Origin of the sequence: Hymenobacter sp. (assembly GCF_031398885.1) — a bacterium.
Classification (GTDB): domain Bacteria; phylum Bacteroidota; class Bacteroidia; order Cytophagales; family Hymenobacteraceae; genus Hymenobacter.
In genome coordinates this window covers 1-16311 of sequence record NZ_JANNOD010000001.1, presented here as the reverse complement: position 1 = coordinate 16311, position 16311 = coordinate 1, and the positions used below count along the sequence as shown (strand labels likewise).

At 64.7% G+C, this 16311-nt stretch carries 14 protein-coding genes and 1 pseudogene; 11 read left to right on the top strand and 4 right to left on the bottom strand.

From position 1 onward, the window contains the following. Positions 1 to 187: 187 nt before the first annotated feature. From kdpC (RMO51_RS00070) to RMO51_RS00030, 10 genes and pseudogenes are all read left to right on the top strand, one after another. Complete coding sequence (gene kdpC, locus RMO51_RS00070; protein ID WP_310390892.1) at positions 188 to 751, top strand: potassium-transporting ATPase subunit KdpC; 564 nt, start codon at positions 188 to 190, stop codon at positions 749 to 751. Positions 752 to 840: 89 nt separating this feature from the next. Next, positions 841 to 2247, top strand: a complete 1407-nt coding sequence (locus tag RMO51_RS00065; protein ID WP_310390890.1) for an outer membrane beta-barrel protein — start codon at positions 841 to 843, stop codon at positions 2245 to 2247. 74 nt (positions 2248 to 2321) lie between these two features. Then, complete coding sequence (locus RMO51_RS00060) at positions 2322 to 3497, top strand: porin (RefSeq protein ID WP_310390889.1); 1176 nt, start codon at positions 2322 to 2324, stop codon at positions 3495 to 3497. A gap of 281 nt (positions 3498 to 3778) precedes the next feature. Further along, positions 3779 to 4948: a sensor protein KdpD gene (locus tag RMO51_RS00055; protein WP_310390887.1), complete on the top strand. Its 1170-nt coding sequence runs from the start codon at positions 3779 to 3781 to the stop codon at positions 4946 to 4948. 25 nt (positions 4949 to 4973) lie between these two features. Then, a complete protein-coding gene (locus tag RMO51_RS00050; protein WP_310390886.1) occupies positions 4974 to 5333 on the top strand; it encodes a four helix bundle protein in 360 nt (119 codons plus the stop codon). 120 nt (positions 5334 to 5453) lie between these two features. Next, positions 5454 to 7229, top strand: a complete 1776-nt coding sequence (locus RMO51_RS00045; protein ID WP_310390884.1) for an ATP-binding protein — start codon at positions 5454 to 5456, stop codon at positions 7227 to 7229. Positions 7230 to 7360: 131 nt separating this feature from the next. Continuing rightward, positions 7361 to 8341, top strand: coding sequence for a HAMP domain-containing protein (locus RMO51_RS00040; protein WP_409025020.1), 981 nt, complete (start codon positions 7361 to 7363; stop codon positions 8339 to 8341). After that, a pseudogene (locus RMO51_RS22540) lies at positions 8325 to 8519 on the top strand (hypothetical protein); the annotation flags it as partial. The gene RMO51_RS00040 and the pseudogene RMO51_RS22540, both read left to right, overlap by 17 nt. Positions 8520 to 8606: 87 nt before the next feature. Next, positions 8607 to 9848: a sodium:proton antiporter gene (locus RMO51_RS00035; protein WP_310390881.1), complete on the top strand. Its 1242-nt coding sequence runs from the start codon at positions 8607 to 8609 to the stop codon at positions 9846 to 9848. A 127-nt stretch (positions 9849 to 9975) separates the two neighbouring features. Then, positions 9976 to 10641: a hypothetical protein gene (locus RMO51_RS00030; protein WP_310390879.1), complete on the top strand. Its 666-nt coding sequence runs from the start codon at positions 9976 to 9978 to the stop codon at positions 10639 to 10641. A 13-nt stretch (positions 10642 to 10654) separates the two neighbouring features. Here the strand turns inward: RMO51_RS00030 and kdpC (RMO51_RS00025) are convergent, their stop codons facing one another. The 4 genes from kdpC (RMO51_RS00025) to RMO51_RS00010 all read right to left on the bottom strand — a co-directional run bounded on the left by kdpC (RMO51_RS00025) (position 10655) and on the right by RMO51_RS00010 (position 14869). Next, positions 10655 to 11209 (bottom strand): potassium-transporting ATPase subunit KdpC, encoded by a 555-nt coding sequence (gene kdpC, locus RMO51_RS00025; RefSeq protein ID WP_310390877.1) that lies wholly within the window; start codon positions 11207 to 11209, stop codon positions 10655 to 10657. A gap of 19 nt (positions 11210 to 11228) precedes the next feature. After that, a complete protein-coding gene (locus tag RMO51_RS00020; protein WP_310390876.1) occupies positions 11229 to 11582 on the bottom strand; it encodes a four helix bundle protein in 354 nt (117 codons plus the stop codon). A gap of 60 nt (positions 11583 to 11642) precedes the next feature. Beyond that, positions 11643 to 13355: a potassium-transporting ATPase subunit KdpA gene (gene kdpA / locus RMO51_RS00015; RefSeq protein ID WP_310390875.1), complete on the bottom strand. Its 1713-nt coding sequence runs from the start codon at positions 13353 to 13355 to the stop codon at positions 11643 to 11645. 158 nt (positions 13356 to 13513) lie between these two features. After that, on the bottom strand, positions 13514 to 14869 hold the full coding sequence (locus RMO51_RS00010) for an outer membrane beta-barrel protein (protein ID WP_310390873.1): 1356 nt from the start codon (positions 14867 to 14869) through the stop codon (positions 13514 to 13516). A gap of 347 nt (positions 14870 to 15216) precedes the next feature. Here RMO51_RS00010 and RMO51_RS00005 point away from each other — a divergent pair. After that, a partial coding sequence (locus RMO51_RS00005) for a KUP/HAK/KT family potassium transporter (RefSeq protein WP_409025019.1) occupies positions 15217 to 16311 on the top strand: 1095 nt, incomplete at its 3' end.

Sequence of the window (16311 nt, the reverse complement as noted above, 5' to 3'; positions counted from 1 at the left end):
TCGCGTAGCGCCTCACCCCCGGCCCCGGTTCGCTTAAAACGCGAAGCCAAAAGAGAGGGGAGCCTGGCGCCAGAGTCGGACCGGTGCCCCCTCTCTTTTGGAGAGGGGGTCAGGGGGTGAGGCCCCCGCCTGAACGATGCCTGCGAGATGCTTCAACCAGCTCAGCATACTACTCCCAACCAAGACCATGAAAAACAACCTCCTTCCTGCTTTCCGCCTCACGCTGGTGCTGCTGGTGCTGTGCGCCGTGGTGTACCCGCTGCTGATTTGGGGCGGCGCGCAACTGGCCCCGGGCCAGGGCCGCGGCGTGACCGTGCGCCAGAACAGCCGCGTGGTGGGCTACGCCAACGTGGGCCAGAAATTCGACCGGCCCGAGTACTTCAACGGCCGGCCCTCGGCGGTGGACTACAACGCGGCCGGCTCGGCGGGCTCCAACAAGGGGCCCAGCAACCCCGAGTACCTGGCCGTGGTGCAGCAGCGCCTCGATACGCTGCTGCTGCAAAACCCTGGTGTGACCAAAGCCCAGGTGCCCGCCGAGCTGATTACGGCCAGCGGCTCGGGCCTCGACCCGCACCTCTCGCCCCGGGGCGCGGCCGTGCAGGTGGCCCGCGTGGCCCGGGCCCGCAACCTGGACGCGGCCCGCGTGCAAGCGCTGGTGCAAGCCAACACCGAAACCGGCCTCGTGGCGCCCGCCCGCGTGAACGTGCTGCAATTAAACCTGGCGCTGGACGCACTGACCCCTGGTAAGTAATTCAATCCAATTTATTTTTCACTACCCGCTTCGTTTAGCAGCCGCTCTTGCGAGCTGCGGCGAAGCCCTAATTCCCACCCGGTTTTCACATGAAAAACCTCTCTCATTTCGCTCTGCGCAGCACGGTGTTGACCACGCTGCTCGCCGCGGGTGCCGTAGCACCGGCCTTGGCCCAAACCACGGAAACGGCCGCGGCCCAAAACCCGGCCACCAAGGCCGACACGGCCACGGCCAAAGTGCCCTTCGAGGGCATGGACCTGACGTGGGTGAACGGCCAGAACCGCCAGGCCAACTTCCCGCTCGTGTTCAAGGACGGCGACGGCGAAACCGTGCTCACCGGCACGGCCATCCTCGACGGCTACTTCAACTACAACTTCGCCCGGCCGATTGACCACACCCAAACCATTTCGGCGGTGACGGGCCGCGCCAACGAGTTTTCGCTGGCCCTGGCCACCATCGGCGTCGAATCGAACTATAAGAACATCATCGGCCGGCTGTGGCTGCAAACCGGCTCGATGCTGCACGTGGTGCAGGAAACCGACGGCTCGGTGCTGCGCGGCCGCAACACGGGCACCGGCAACCTCAAGCTCATCCGCGAAGCCGCGGCCGGCTACCATTTCAACAAGGGCTACGGCCTGAACGTGGAGCTGGGCATTTTCATGAGCTACATCGGCCTGGAAAGCTACGTGATGCAGGAAAACTGGAACTACCAGCGCAGCCTAGTGTGCGACTTCACGCCCTTTTACTTCCAGGGCGCGCGGGTGCAGTTCTACCCCAGCAAGAAGTTCAAGACCGAGCTGTGGCTGATGAACGGCTGGCAGACCTACAACACCTTCAACAAGCAGCCGGCGCTGGGCAACTCCAACTACTACCGGCCCAGCGAGAACCTGCAGCTGGTGGCCAACTTCTACTACGGCAACGACTCGCGCCCTGGCACCGACTCCACCGCTGTGGGCCCGAACGCCTACCCCGACGTCATCCGCTTTCACCACGACAACTCCATCGTGGCCCGCTACTACCACAAGGACAAGAGCAAGACGCTGAGTGGCATCACCCAGGCCGCGTTCAGCCTGAACACGCACTACGGCTTCCAGAGCGGCGACGGCGTGGAGCGCAAGGACAACTACATGTTCGGCAGCTCGCTGGCCAACCGCCTGTGGTTTGCCAAGAACCGGCTGGCCCTCACCACCCGCGTGGGCTTCGTGACCAACCCTTCGCGCTACCTGAGCTTCAACCCCTCGGCCGTGGGCTTCACCAACCTCGACGCCAGCAAGCTGACGGCCCGCGAAGGCACGGTGACGTTCGACATCATGCCCAGCGACTTCGTGACCTTCCGCTTCGAGTACCTGCACCGCCGGGCCAACGTGCCGTATTTTGCCGGGCGCGGCGGCACGACTTCGCCCTCGGGCTACATCGACCAAGGCCTGACCAACTACACCCCCGACCTGCGCGATTCGGAAAACCGGGCCATCTTCTCGGTAAACTTCCGCCTCTAACTTTCCCCGCTTCCAGATTCCGAAACCGGCCGGCCCCCAACGGCCGGCCGGTTTCCATTTTCCTGCCTATTGCTATGAAGCTTATTCATATTTCCGGTATTCTCGTTGGCTCGATGCTGCCCCTGGCGCGCCTGGGTGCCCAAACGGTACCGCCCGCCCCCACCACCACCACGACCACTGCGCCGCCCGCCGCGCCCACCACGACGGCCGCCGCCACCACCGCCGTGGCCGCCGCCGACACGGCCGCGGCCGACCCCAAGCCCGATTTCTTCGGGTACGTGGGCGTATACTACGGCTACGACTTCAGCAACCCCGCGGGCCTGGCCCGGCCGGGCTTCATCTACTCCGAAAACCTGCACAACCAGATTGCGGTCAACATTGCCCTGCTCGGGGCCCGCTACGTGGGCGACCGGGCGCGCGGCACCTTCGCCATTCAGACCGGCACTTACCCCGACGCCAACTACGCGCCCGAGCCCCAGATTTTCAAGAACATCTACGAGGCCTGGGGCGGCGTGCGGCTGGCCCCCAAGCTCTGGCTCGACGCCGGCATTTTCCTGTCGCACATCGGGCTGGAAGGGCCCATCTCGCGCGACGACCTCACGCTAACCCGCAGCATCATGGCCGACAACTCGCCCTACTACGAGGCCGGCGCCAAGCTCACCTACGACACCGGCCAGAAGTGGCTGTTCACGGCCCTGGCCATCAACGGCTGGCAGGTTATCCGGGACCGCAATCAGAACGAGGCCGTGGGCACCCAGATTCAATTCCGCCCCACGTCCAAGCTGCTGCTGAACTCCAGCACCTTCCTGGGCGAGGGCGCCAACCGGCCCGACTCGCTGGGCCAGCAGTTTCGCTATTTTCACGATTTCTACCTCACCTACGACCCCTCGCCAAAGTGGAAAATCGCGGCCGCGTTCGACACTGGCTGGGAGGAGCGCGCCGCCGGCCGGAGCGGCTACGACACTTGGCAGGGCGCCGCGCTCATCATCCGCCGCCGGCTGTGGTCCCGCGCCGGCGTGGTGGGCCGTGCGGAGTACTTCCGCGACCCGGCCGGGGTGCTGGCCGCCACCCGCGCCGGCGGCCTCAACACCGTGGGCTACTCGCTGGGCCTCGACTACAACCCCGTGCCCCGCGTGATTCTGCGCGGCGAAGTCAAGCAGTTTGTGGACCAAAAGAAGGTGTACATCGAGAACAAAACCCCCATCCGCACCAACGGCGCCGCCACGGTGCTGCTGGGGTTGACATTTTAATTGAACAGTAGGAAAAATTGAACAGTAGGAAAAAAGCACGTCCTGCTGAACTGGTCGAAGCATCTATGCCGCGTCGTTCAGGCGGCAACCTCACCCCCTGACCCCCTCTCCCGAAGAGAGGGGGCACCGGTTCGGCGCGGGCGTCCGGCTCCCCTCTCTTTTGGCTTCGCGTTTTAAGCGAACCGGGGGCGGGGGTGAGGCCCCCGCCTGAACGAAGCAGGCGAGATGCTCCGACCAGTTCAGCAGGACCACCAAAAATTATCTAAGCCCAAAACCACCTCATGAACCCCACCGAGCAAGACCAGCGCGATACTTCCGCCGAGCGGTTCCTGCGCCTGGTGCAGGCCAAGCGGCGGGGCACGCTCAAAATTTACCTGGGCCTGGCCGCCGGCGTGGGCAAAACCTACCGCATGTTGCAAGAAGCCCACGACCTGCACCAGCACGACGTGAACGTGCTCATCGGCTACATCGAAACCCACGGCCGGCCCGGTACCGTGGCCGAGCTGCGCGACGTGCCCCTGCTGCCTCGCAAGCACGTGTTCTACAAGGGCCGCTCGCTGGAGGAAATGGACGTGGAGGGCATCTTGCAGCGCCGCCCGCAGGTGGTGATTGTCGACGAGCTGGCCCATTCCAACATCCCCGGCTCGCGCCACGAAAAGCGCTGGCAGGACGTGGAATTCCTCGTCAGCCAAGGCATCTCGGTAATTACGGCCGTGAACGTGCAGCACTTGGAAAGCCTGCACGACCAGGTGCTGAAAATCACGGGCACCGACGTGACCGAGCGCATCCCGGACCGGCTGCTGAAAGCGGCCGACGAGGTGCTGAACGTGGACCTGACCGTGGGCGAGCTGCGCGCCCGGCTGGAAGAAGGCAAAATCTACGATAAGGCCAAGGTGCCCACCGCGCTGGCCAACTTTTTCCAGGCCGAAAACCTGCTGCAACTGCGGCGGCTGGCGGTGCGCGAAGTGGCCCAGCTGCTGGGCCACCAAATCGAGTCGGAAGCCGGCGGGGCGCCCGCCGTGTCGGCCGCCCGCCGCAACGACGACCGCCTGCTGGCCTGCATCAATTCCAACGACAAGGCCGCCAAGGAAATCATCCGCAAGACCTCGCGCCTGGCCGACCGGTTCGCGGCCGATGCTTGGTACGTGCTCTACATCCAGACCGGCCGCGAAACTTCCGACCGCATCGGCCTAGCCACCCAGCGCCACCTGCTCAACAACCTCCAGCTCGCCACCGAGCTGGGCGCCCAGATTCTGCGGGTGAAGGACGACAACATTGTAGCGGCCATTCAGCGGGTGGCCCAGGAAAAAAACGCCACGCTGCTGGTCTGCGGCGTCACCAGCGAAAAGGGCCTGTGGGAGCAGATTTCCCGCCGCGGCGTGACCAACGACCTGCTCCGCGCCGTGGCCCGCGACGGCAGCGACCTGGACGTTTACTTGGTTAACTATTAGTGATTAACGGTTAGTGATTAGTGCCATGAGTAGGAGCGTACTGAAATTAAAGTTCTTTGGTTTTGCCATCCGCATTGTGCGGCTTTTCCAACACCTTCAGGGGGTGCGGAAAGAGTACGTGCTTACGAAGCAACTGCTGCGTTGTGGCACGTCGGTGGGTGCCATGATTCGGGAGGCGGAGTACGCGGAAAGTAAAAGTGACTTCATCCACAAAATGGCTATTGCGCAAAAGGAAATCAACGAAACGTTGTATTGGCTGGACCTCTTGGCCGCCACCGACTATCTGATTCCCAAGGAATCCGAGAGCCTGCAGGCCGACGCGCTGGAACTCCTAAAGATGCTCACGAGCACCATCAAAACCGCCAAAGCAAATCTATCTGAGTGATTAGTTTTTTTGTGATTATTGATTAATAGGTATTGGCTAGTAGTTAGCCACCAGCCCTAATCGTTGACCCTTAACCACAACCACTAATCGTTAATCACTAACCACTAATCACTAATTTACGTGAACCTCAAAACCCTCATCACCCTTGGCTTTTTGGCGATGCTGGCCCTGCTGCTGGCCATCGGCGGCTATGCCTACTACTCGGTGCATCGGCTCGACCGCAGCTCGCGCAACGTGCTCAAGGATAATTTTTATTCGGTGGAGCTGGGCCAGCAGATGCTGCAGGCCCTCGACCGGATGGAAACCGCGCCCAACGACCCCACCGGCCTGGCCCGCTTCCGCCAGAGCCTCACCCGCGAAGCCGGCAACATCACCGAAGTGGGCGAGAAAGAAGTGGTCGACAGCCTTATTCAGAACCAGGCCGACTTCCAGCGCCTGCTCGACGCTGGCGCTTCGGCCGAAGCGCGGGCGCCCGAGCTGCAGCTGCTGCGCCAGCAAACCTACCGCATGGTGGCCCTGAACACCAATGCCCTCACCCGCAAAAACGAACTGGCCAACCAGCGCGCCATCCAGGCCGGCCGCTACATGCTCGCGTTCATCGTCGTCAGCCTGCTGCTGGGGCTCATGTTCGTGCTCAGCGTGCCCGAGGCGGCCGTCGGCCCGCTGCGCAAGCTCACCCAGAGCCTGGAGCACGCCACCGACAGCGATTTTACGGCCACCATTCCGGTGGAAAATAACAGCGAGTTTGGCCGCGTGGCCCGGGCCTTCAACCGCATGCTGGTGCAGCTGCAGGAGTACCGCAGCTCCACGCTGGCCGAGCTGATTACCGAGCGCAACCGCGCCGCCAGCATCGTGAGCGGGCTGGATGAGGGCCTGCTGCTGCTGGACGAAAACCGCCGCATCATCCTGGCCAACCCTGTGGCCTGCGCCCTGCTGAGCCTGCCGGCCGACAAGCTGGTGGGCTACGCCGCTGCCGCCGTGGCCAAGGAAAACGACCTGATGCGCGAAATCCTGCGCCCGCTGGAAGTCGACGCCGCCCGCCGCGACCAGGCCGTGGCCGACGCCCCGCTGCTGCGCATTGCCCAGCAGGGCGAGGAAGCCTTTTACCGCCTCGCGGTGCAGGAGCTGGTGTCCTTCAACGAAGCGCTGGACAAAAACGAGTTCGTGGGCCAAATCCTGACCCTGCGCAACGTGTCGGACTACAAGAAGCTCGACCAGGTGAAGTCGAACTTCCTGGCCACGGTGTCGCACGAGCTCAAAACGCCGCTTTCCAGCATTAACCTCAACACCAAGCTGCTGCAGGACGAGCGCCTGCCGGTCGACGAGCGCCAGCGCATCACCGGCTACATCCGCCAGGAAACCCAGCGCCTGCAGCGCATGGTGGGCGAGCTGCTCGACGTCTCGCGCCTCGACGCCGGCGCGGGCATCCAGCTCGACGCCCGCCCCACCAACCTGGCCGACGTGGTGAGCTACGCCGCCGCCACCGTGCAGCCCCAGCTCGACGACAAGCAGTTGCGCATTGACCTGCAGCTGCCCGCCGCGCTGCCCGCCGCCCGCGCCGACGTGGAAAAAACCACCTGGGTGCTCATCAACCTGCTGGCCAACGCCATCCGCTACTCGCCCCGCGGTGAGGCCCTCACCGTGCGCGCCGCCCTGGCCGGTACCTTCGTGCAGGTGAGCGTGCAGGACCGCGGCCCGGGCATCGCGGCCGAGCACCACGAGAAAATCTTCCAGCGCTTCGCCCAATTGCCCGACAAAACCGGCTACCGCGGCGGCTCCGGCCTGGGCCTGAGCATCGCCCGCGAGTTCATCACCACCCAGGGCGGCCGGCTGTGGGTGGATAGCGAGCTGGGCAGCGGCAGCACCTTTTGCTTCACGCTGCCGGTGGCGGGGTGAGGGGTTGGAATTATTCTGGAAACCTGAAAAATGACGCATAAACGTCATGCTGAGCGCAGTCGAAGCATCTCGCGTGGGGTAGTGACTCAATCGTTCGACAATGCGAGCGAGATGCTTCGGCTGCGCTCAGCATGACGTTCTCGGGAGAAATGAGAATGGGCCTCGTTCGTCTCCGCCTGCCTACCCTAATCCTAACGATACACAAACCCCTTTCCGCCATGCAAGCCACCATCAAATCCAAGCTCACCCTCGGCCTGGGCTTTTTGTTCCTGATTATCCTGCTGCTGAGCGGGGTGGGCGCGTATTTCCTCTACCAGCTTTCGCGCAGCGCCGCCGCCACGCTGCAGGACAACTACCGCTCGGTGAACTACGCCCAGCAGATGACCGATGCCCTGGCCGACCTGCGCGACGCCCGCGCCACGGCCGCTGCTCCTGCTGCCGCGCAGGCCCGCCAAACGTTTGAGCGCTTCCTCGCCGCCGAGCAGCGCAACATCACCGAGCCCGGCGAGGGCGAGCTGGCCGACTCCATGGCCGTGGGCTTCCGGCAATTCCTGCAGACTGACCCGGCGGCGGAGGCCTCGCGGGCGGGCTATTTGCAGCTGCGCCGCCAGTCGGCGCGCGTGGCCGCCCTCAACCTGCGCGCCATCGAGCAGCAGAGCGAAAGCACCCGGCGCATCGCCAACCGCACCATCACCACGCTGGGGCTGATTGCGGCGCTGGGCATCCTGGCCACGTTCTCGTTCATCTTCTCCTTCCCAGGCTACATTATCCAGCCCGTGGAGGAGCTCACGGCGGGCATTCAGCGGCTGGGGGCCGGCGACTATTCGCAGCGCCTGCCCACCGACACCCACCCCGAATTTGTGGGCGTGGCCCGCGCCTTCAACGATATGGCCCAGAAGCTGGAAGGCTACGAAACCGCCGACGGCACACCCCGCATCGATTCCAGCGGCCCGCTCGATATTGTAACCACTTACCGCCGCGCGGGCGCTCCCGCCACGGCGGCCGAAACCGACGAGCAGCGCCGCCTCGTGGAGCAGCTGCGCGAACAAGCCCGCCAGTTGCAGCGCACCGCCGACGCCCTGCTGGCCGGCGGCGACACCTCCGGTGTTTAACCACTCGTGCAGAGTGCTCCGGTCGGACCACTTAGGCGGTCCGACCGGTCGTCGAAACGGAGTCGCCCTGATTTCAACCGGTCGGACCGGGGGCTTGGCCCCGAATGCGCGTGCTTGGGCGGCGTTGCTTAGCTTCGCGGCACCCCGGCAGTGGCGGCGCCCCATGGGAAGGCGGTAGCTCTTTTTCAGCCAGACCCAAGTGAGTCACGGGAAGTGGCAAGTGGTTCCAGCACCCTCGCCGCCGAACCGTTCTGTTCGTGTTTTCATGGAGTTGTACTCGACGTTTTCGTTGTTGCTGGTGGTGGCGGCGCTGTTTGCTTACTTTAATCACCGCTTTTTGCGGCTGCCGCCCACCATTGGGCTGCTGGCGCTCACGCTGCTGGCGTCGCTGGGCTTGGTGGGGCTGGGGCGGCTGGGCGTGCCGGCGGTGCTGCGGGTGGCCGAGCTGGTGCGCACCCTCGACTTCCACACCGTGCTGATGCAGTATCTGCTCAGCTTTCTGCTCTTTGCCGGGGCCATGCAGCTCGACACGCGCAGCCTGGGGCGGCAGCGGGTGCCGGTGCTGCTGCTGGCCACGGTGGGCACCCTGCTGTCGACCGTCGTGGTGAGCTGTAGCCTCTACCTGCTGCTGCCGCTGTTCCGCATGCCGTTGGATTTCATCTACTGCCTGCTGTTCGGCAGCCTCATCTCGCCCACCGACCCGGTGGCCGTGCTCGGCATCCTGACCAAAGCCGGCCTGCCCAAGGCCCTGGAAACGAACATCGTGGGCGAGTCGCTCTTCAACGACGGGGTGGGCGTGGTGCTGTTCGCCACGGTGCTCTCGGTGGCCGTGTCCGGGGCCGATACCGTAGCCGCCGGCCACGTGCTGACGCTGCTGCTGCGCGAGGGCCTGGGCGGGCTGGCGCTGGGGGCGGCGCTCGGCTACGGGGTGTATGGGCTGCTGCGCAATGTGGACGACTACCGCATCGAGGTGCTGCTGACCCTGGCCTTGGTCACGGGCGGCTCGGCGCTGGCCGCGCAGCTGCACACATCGGGGCCGTTGGCCATGGTGGTGGCCGGCCTGATTGTGGGCAGCCAGCAGGGCCGGCACGCCATGTCGGAAGTCACGGAGGACTACGTGGACAAGTTTTGGGAGCTGATTGACTCGGTGCTGAACGCCGTGCTGTTCGCGCTCATGGGCCTGGAAATGCTGGTGCTGCGCATCAAGGGCCAGTACCTGGGCGCGGGGCTGGCTGCGGTGGCGGTGGTGCTGCTGGCCCGGCTGGTGTCGGTGAGCATCCCGCTGAGCTTTTTGCGGGGCCGGCGCGAGTTCTCGGAGTTCAACCTGACCATGCTCACCTGGGGCGGGCTGCGCGGCGGCATTTCGGTGGCACTGGCGCTGAGCCTGCCGCCGTCGATGCCGCGCGAGCTGCTGGTGGGCATCACCTACGTGGTGGTCGTCTTTTCCATCCTGGGCCAAGGGCTGACCATCGGGCCGCTGGCCGCCCGTCTCCAACGCGTTAAATAGTGATTAGTGGTTAACGATTAGTGATTAATGATAGAGAATTATTTGCTTGTCACTGAATCCCACCACTCAATGTACACCCATAGATGCAAACCGCTAATCACTAACCGTTAATCACTAATCACTAAAAATGTCGCCGTATTCGTTCACCACGCCCCGCACCGCCCATTTCTACAGCCTCGGCGAGCCCGGCCCGGCCATTGCGCACCTGTGGGTGTGCCTGCACGGCCACGACCAGGCCGTGGCCGACTTGGCGGCTCAGCTCGTGAATCTCGACACGCCCGAGCGCCTGCTTGTCCTGCCCGAAGCCCTCTCGCGCCGCGCCGACCCCGCCACCTCGGACCGGCCCACCGATGCCCTCGGCGTGTGGTTTGCGCCCCATTCGGTGGATGCGGACCTGGCCGATTTGACGACGTACCTCGACGGCCTGACCGACCACATCCGGGCGCGCTGCCCGGCCGGCACGCCCGTCACGGTGCTCGGCTACGGGCACGGCGCGGCCGCCGCCGTGGGCTGGCTGGCCGAAAACCACCTCGTTTTTGAGCGGCTGATATTGTACGCCGCCGTATTTCCGCCCGAAATTGACCGGCGCACCTTGTTTGCCGCCCTGCCCCAGCGGCCAATTGTGGTCGTTTCCACCACCACCGCATTCACCCCCGAGGTGGAAGGGGCGGAGCTGGTGCGCGAGCTGCTGGACGCCGGCCAAACCGCCCGCCTCAGCTACGCCGATGCGGGCCTGCTGACCCTGGCCGCGCTGGGCGCCGGCGGCGAGGCCCGCAGCTCACGGCTGCACTAGCCAGCCGGTCCCGCTAGGGCCGCTGCGCATCCAGGGCCAGGTTCAGCCGGAGTACGCTCACGTGCGCCGGGCCCATGAAGCCGAGCCAGGACTCCTCGATGGCGGCATCCACTGCGGCCCGCACCTGCGCGGGCGGTAGCAGGCGGGCGGCGGCCACGCGGGCCACCTGCGCGTAGGCGCCGGCCGGCGAGAGGTCGGGGTCGATGCCCGAGGCCGAAGCGGTGACGAGTTCCGTGGGCACCTGCTCGCGGCGCAGCTCAGGGTTCAGCAGCAGGAGCGTGTCGAGCCGGGCCTGGATGACGGCTTGCAGCGCGGGGTTGGATGGACCAGCGTTGGACGCGCCGGTGGAGGCGGCGTTGTAATCCACGGCCGAGGGGCGGCCCTGGAAGTAGCGGGCCTGGGTGAACTTCTGGCCGATGCGCTCGAAGCCCACTACCTGCCCGCCCACCGCCACCGGCGAGCCCGCCGCCCGGGCCGGCAGCAGCCGCCCCACGGCCCAGAGCAGCCCGGGAAACACGAAGCCAAACGTGAGCAGCAGCAAGCCACTCAGGAGCACGGGACGGAGCATAGTGGTTAGGGGTTAGTGATTAACGGTTAGTGGAGGTGAGGCTGGCTTTGGCTGTTTTGAGGGTGCTGGTGAGCATCTTGAGCAGTTCCAGGGTATCGGAATGCAGGCTGCTGGCTTCTTGGGGAGTCAGGTAGTCGGTGGCGGCCAGTAGGTCGAGCCAGTAAAGTGCTTCGTTGATTTCTTTCTGCGCGATGGCCATTTTATGGATGAAGTCACTTTTGCTTTCCGCATATTCAGCCTCCCGGACCATTGCCCCCACCGAGGTGCCGCACCGCAGCAGCTGCTTCGCCAGAACGAATTCATTCTTCACCGCTTGCAAATGTTGAAAGAGCCGAACGATGCGCACGGCAAATGCAAAAGACTTGGTTTTCAATATGCTCTCGCTCGCACAACTCAACGCTGCTCACTAAAAAAATTAACCACTAACCCCTAATCACTGACCACTAAAATACTCTGCCAACGGCCCCAGCGTGAGGGCCGGGAAAAACAGCAGCGCCCCCAGGATGCCAATGACCACGAGCAGCAGCACCGCGAACGTGAAGCTCTCCAGCCGGATGCCGCCCAGGCTGGGTGGTGTGTAGGACTTGGCCAGCAGGCCCGCCGCCAGCACCAGCGTGCCGATGATGGGCACGAAGCGCCCGCTAAGCATGGCCACGCAGGGCAGCAGGTTCCAAAAGGGGGTGTTGTCGCCCAGCGACTCGTAGCCCGAACCATTGCCCGCGGCAGCCGAAACAAACTCGTAGAGCATGGCGCTGAAGCCGTGGGCGCCGGAATTGTTGAGCCACTTCAGCGACTCGGCCGCGTCGGGGGTGGCGGCCCAGACGTAGGCGGCCAGGGCAGTGCAGGCCAGCACCACCACCGGCTGCGCAATGGCGACCAGCGTGGCCAACTGCATTTCGCGGGCTTCCACCTTCTTGCCCAGCAGCTCGGGCGTGCGGCCCACCATGAGGCTGGCCACGAACGCGGCGATGACGAGGTAGACCAGGAAGTTGAGGAAGCCCGTGCCCAGCCCGCCGAAGAAGGCGTCAATCTGCATCAGCAGCATGAAGGGGGCGCCGGTGAGCGGCGTGAAGCTGTCCTGCGCCCCCACCACGGTGCCGGCCGGGATGGCCATGTTGAAGCTGTTGTAGAACGCGGTGTGGAACACGCCAAACCGCACTTCCTTGCCTTCCAGGTTGCCGCCGGCCGCCGCGTCCAGGCCCAGGGAGTTGAGAAAGGGCGTGTTCTGCATTTCTGCCAGCACGGCCGGCACCAGCAGGAGCAGCAGGCCGGCCGTCATCACCCCAAACACCATGAGCGAGAACCGGGGCCGCTTCAAATAGTAGCCCAGCATGAACACGAAAGCCATGGGTGTGAGCAGCACCGCTAGGTGGTGCAGGGCGAAGGACGCGAAATTTGGCCCCTCGAACGGGTGGGCGCAGTTCGGGCCGAAGAAGCCGCCCCCATTCGAGCCCAGCTCCTTGATGGACAGCAGGGCCGCCACCGGCCCGCGGGCCACCGTGCCGGCCACGCCCTCCAGCGAAGTGTAGGCAGCCGCGCCCTCAAACGTCATGGGCACGCCCGTGAGCATAAACAGCACCGAAAACGCGAAGCACAGCGGCAGCAGAATCAGCAGGCAGGAGCGCACCAAGTCCTGGTAGAAGTTGCCCACGTTGCTCGACTCGCGCCCGCCCAGGGCCCGCACCACGGCAATGCCGGCGGCCAGGCTGGTGCCCGCGCTCACGAATTGCAGGAAGGTGAACACCGTCAGCTGGGCGAAGTAGGATGCCCCGGTTTCGCCCGAGTAGTGCTGGGCGTTGGTGCTAGTGAGGAAGCTCACCGCCGAGTGCAGCGCCTGGCTGAAGCTCATGGCCGGAATAGCATCCGGGTTCCAGAACGGCAGCTTATCCTGCACCAGCAGCACGAGCACGGCCCAAACCAGCCACACGGCGTTGATGGCCAGCAGGGCCCCCACGTAGCGCGGCCAGGTCATGCCCTGCTCGGGGTTGATGCGGGCCAGGCGGTAGAAGCCCCGTTCGAGCGGGGTGAGGAAGTGCAGCCAGGTGCGCTCGCCGGCGTACACGCGGGCCATGTAGCGCCCCAGGGGCCAGGCCAGCAGCACGGCCAGGCCAAAGAGCAGGGTGGCGGTGAGGATGTTGAGGAACATGGTGAGTATTGATGAGTCAGCCCTTTCGCGTTCACCTCACCCCCGGCCCCTCTCCCGCGGAGAGGGGAGCCTAACGCAAGCGGATGAAAATCGTCAGGCTCCCCCTCTCCGCGGGACTCTGCGCATGTAGCAGATGCGGGGCCGGGGGGTGAGGTGAACTAGAAATGCGCAATCAAATCCAGCGCGCCCACCAACTGGTCGCGCCTCGTGCCCTTGTCATAAGCCCGAATGCCGTCGGCGTAGGCGTTGTCGTAGCGGATTTCGGGGCGGAAGGTGAACAGGCCGCCGCCGAAATGCTTGACATAGCCGACGGTGTGGCTGGAATACAGCGTCTTGTTGCCGGTGCGCTGCCCGTCGAGGTGGTTGAGCAGGTCGTTGCGGACGGACAGGTAGCTGGTGGGCGAAAGCAGCACCTGGAAGTAGTTGACGGCCGCGTAGGAGTGCGAGCGGCCCGGGATGAGCGCGCCCGCGCCGGAGCCCGCCCAGGGCCGGTCGGGTCCGTTGATGACGGTGCCGCCGGCCAGCGCGTCGCGCTGCCAGAGGTAGTAGCTCTCGGTCATCATGTGCACGTTGGGGCCGAAGCGGTGACCCCAGGTGGCCACCACCATCTGCACGTTGTCATGCTGGCGGCTGTAACTGCCTTCGCCCAGCGAGTTGATGCCGCCGTAAAGCGAGTTGTTGTTGTTCTTGGCCACCCAGCGGATGAAGGCCTGGCCGTTGAGCTTGGCCGACTCGCTCCAGGGCACCATTTCGTTGCCGGCGTGCACGCCCAGCTGCACGGTCACCTGGGGCGAGAGGCGCAGGGCCGCCAGGGCTCCGGTGAAGGTGAACGGGTCGTAGCTGAAGGTGAGCGAGTGGCTGAACAGGTAGTTGTCGGGCGCGAGCTGGGCTTCGATGTCGGGCGGCGAGATGTAGCGGCCCACCCGCAGCGTGAGGCCCTCGGCCACTTTGGGCACGTACAGCGTGAGGTACTGCTCGATGGGGTCGAAGCCGTTCAAACTGTTGCGTTTCAGCAGCTGGTCGCTGAACAGGCCCTTGGCCACGGTGTAGCGGTAGTCGATGCCGTAGAGGTAGGACGAGCGGAAGCCCCAGTCCACGTGGTCGGTTTGCACGGTGTTCATGATGCGCTCGGCCCGCACCACGGCCTGGCTCATCACCAGCGCGTTGGGCTTGATGTTGTAGGCGACCGGAATGTTGGAATTCTTCGACGTGCTGGCGGTGTAGGACGGATTCAGCCAGCCATACACCCGGTACCGGCTGGTGGCCTGGCCGCCCAGCGCCTTCTGCAACGGGTAGAGCGAAGTTTTGTCGGGAGCCCCAATCACGGGCCCCACCCACTCACCGCTCGGAAATGGCAGCGCGGACAGTGGCGAGGGCAGCGCCCGGCCGTTGGCGGCGTCGGCCGGGGCATTGGTGGAGTCGCTCAGGTGCAGGCCGCCGCTGCCGGGGCGGCTGACTTGGCCGAAGGCAATTGTGGTACTCAGGAGCAGGGCCCCGGTAACAATGAGTCTCATACGAGGTGTAAAAAAGAAGGAGAAAATAAGCCGGCCGGCTCCGTTGGCGGGGCAACTGCCGTGTGCCGGGCGTTGCGCGATGACCGTACCAAGCCAGGCAAAAAGGCCGACGCATACAATAGGAGTAGATTCACTAAAACCCAGTCCTAGCATTTTGCAAGGGGTTATGTCAGAACGCTAGGCCGCGGCCTGGTTTTTTGGCCCATTTTGGCCCATCTTTGGCGCCTTCCCGTCGTGGATTGCCCCAACCCGCACATTTCCGCCAACGGCCGGCCCGCGCCTGCGTAACTTCCCACCCAACGGCTGGCCCCGGCGCCCGGCCTTATCCACCCGCTTCCCCATTGCCCATGTCCACGGCTACTTTGCCCACCGCCGCTGCCCCCGCCACCCACGCCGACATGCATTCCCGGGCCACGGCCGCCGGCACCCTCATTGCCCTGGGCATCGTGTACGGCGACATCGGCACCTCGCCGCTCTACACCGTGCGGGGCGTGTTCGCCCACCGGCCCGTAACCGAGGACGTGGTGCTTGGCACTATTTCGGCGGTGCTCTGGACGCTCACCCTGCTCACCACCGTCAAGTACGTGTTCATTGCCCTGCGCGCCGACAACAACGGCGAGGGCGGCATCCTGGCGCTGTTTGCCCGGCTGCGGCGCATGCCGGTGAAGTGGCTCTACATCCCGGCCATCATCGGGGCCGCCGCGCTGCTGGCCGATGGCATCATCACGCCGCCCATTTCGGTGGCCTCGGCCATCGAGGGGCTGAAAATCCTCAAGCCTGACTTGGAAACGGTGCCCATCGTAGTGGTCATTCTGCTGGGCTTGTTCACGTTTCAGCAGTTCGGCACGGCCATTATTGGCAAGTTTTTCGGGCCCGTCATGCTGGTGTTTTTTGCCATGCTGGCGGTGCTGGGCGTGGTGCACCTGGTGCAGGCCCCCAGCATTTTGCGGGCCCTGAACCCGTACTACGCCATCCACATGGTGACGCAGGTGCCGGGCGCGTTCTGGCTGCTGGGCAGCATTTTCCTGTGCAGCACCGGCGCCGAAGCGCTGTACGCCGACATGGGCCACGTGGGCCGGCCCAACATCTACCTGAGCTGGACCTTCGTCAAAACCTGCCTCGTGCTCAACTACCTGGGCCAGGGCGCCTGGCTGCTCCAGCACCTGGGCCCCGAGCTGGGCGACAAAAACCTGTTCTTTCTGATGATACCGCCGGCCCTGCTGCTGCCGGCCATTGCGCTGTGCACGCTGGCCACCATCATTGCCTCGCAGGCCCTCATTTCGGGCTCGTTCACGCTGGTGGTGGAAGCCTTGCGGCTCAATTTCTGGCCCAAGGTGCGCATTTCCTACCCCACGGAGCTGCGCGGGCAGAGCTACGTGGCCTCGCTCAACTGGCTGCTGTGCGCGGGCTGCATCGGGGTGGTGCTGTACTTCCGCGAGTCG

Bases quoted from the DNA above. Each gene is read 5' to 3' on its own strand.
- kdpC (WP_310390892.1), top strand. From the start codon at position 188: ATGAAAAACAACCTCCTTCCTGCTTTCCGCCTCACGCTGGTGCTGCTG.
- RMO51_RS00065 (WP_310390890.1), top strand. From the start codon at position 841: ATGAAAAACCTCTCTCATTTCGCTCTGCGCAGCACGGTGTTGACCACG.
- RMO51_RS00060 (WP_310390889.1), top strand. From the start codon at position 2,322: ATGAAGCTTATTCATATTTCCGGTATTCTCGTTGGCTCGATGCTGCCC.
- RMO51_RS00055 (WP_310390887.1), top strand. From the start codon at position 3,779: ATGAACCCCACCGAGCAAGACCAGCGCGATACTTCCGCCGAGCGGTTC.
- RMO51_RS00050 (WP_310390886.1), top strand. From the start codon at position 4,974: ATGAGTAGGAGCGTACTGAAATTAAAGTTCTTTGGTTTTGCCATCCGC.
- RMO51_RS00040 (WP_409025020.1), top strand. From the start codon at position 7,361: ATGACGTTCTCGGGAGAAATGAGAATGGGCCTCGTTCGTCTCCGCCTG.
- RMO51_RS00035 (WP_310390881.1), top strand. From the start codon at position 8,607: ATGGAGTTGTACTCGACGTTTTCGTTGTTGCTGGTGGTGGCGGCGCTG.
- RMO51_RS00030 (WP_310390879.1), top strand. From the start codon at position 9,976: ATGTCGCCGTATTCGTTCACCACGCCCCGCACCGCCCATTTCTACAGC.
- kdpC (WP_310390877.1), bottom strand. From the start codon at position 11,209: ATGCTCCGTCCCGTGCTCCTGAGTGGCTTGCTGCTGCTCACGTTTGGC.
- kdpA (WP_310390875.1), bottom strand. From the start codon at position 13,355: ATGTTCCTCAACATCCTCACCGCCACCCTGCTCTTTGGCCTGGCCGTG.
- RMO51_RS00010 (WP_310390873.1), bottom strand. From the start codon at position 14,869: ATGAGACTCATTGTTACCGGGGCCCTGCTCCTGAGTACCACAATTGCC.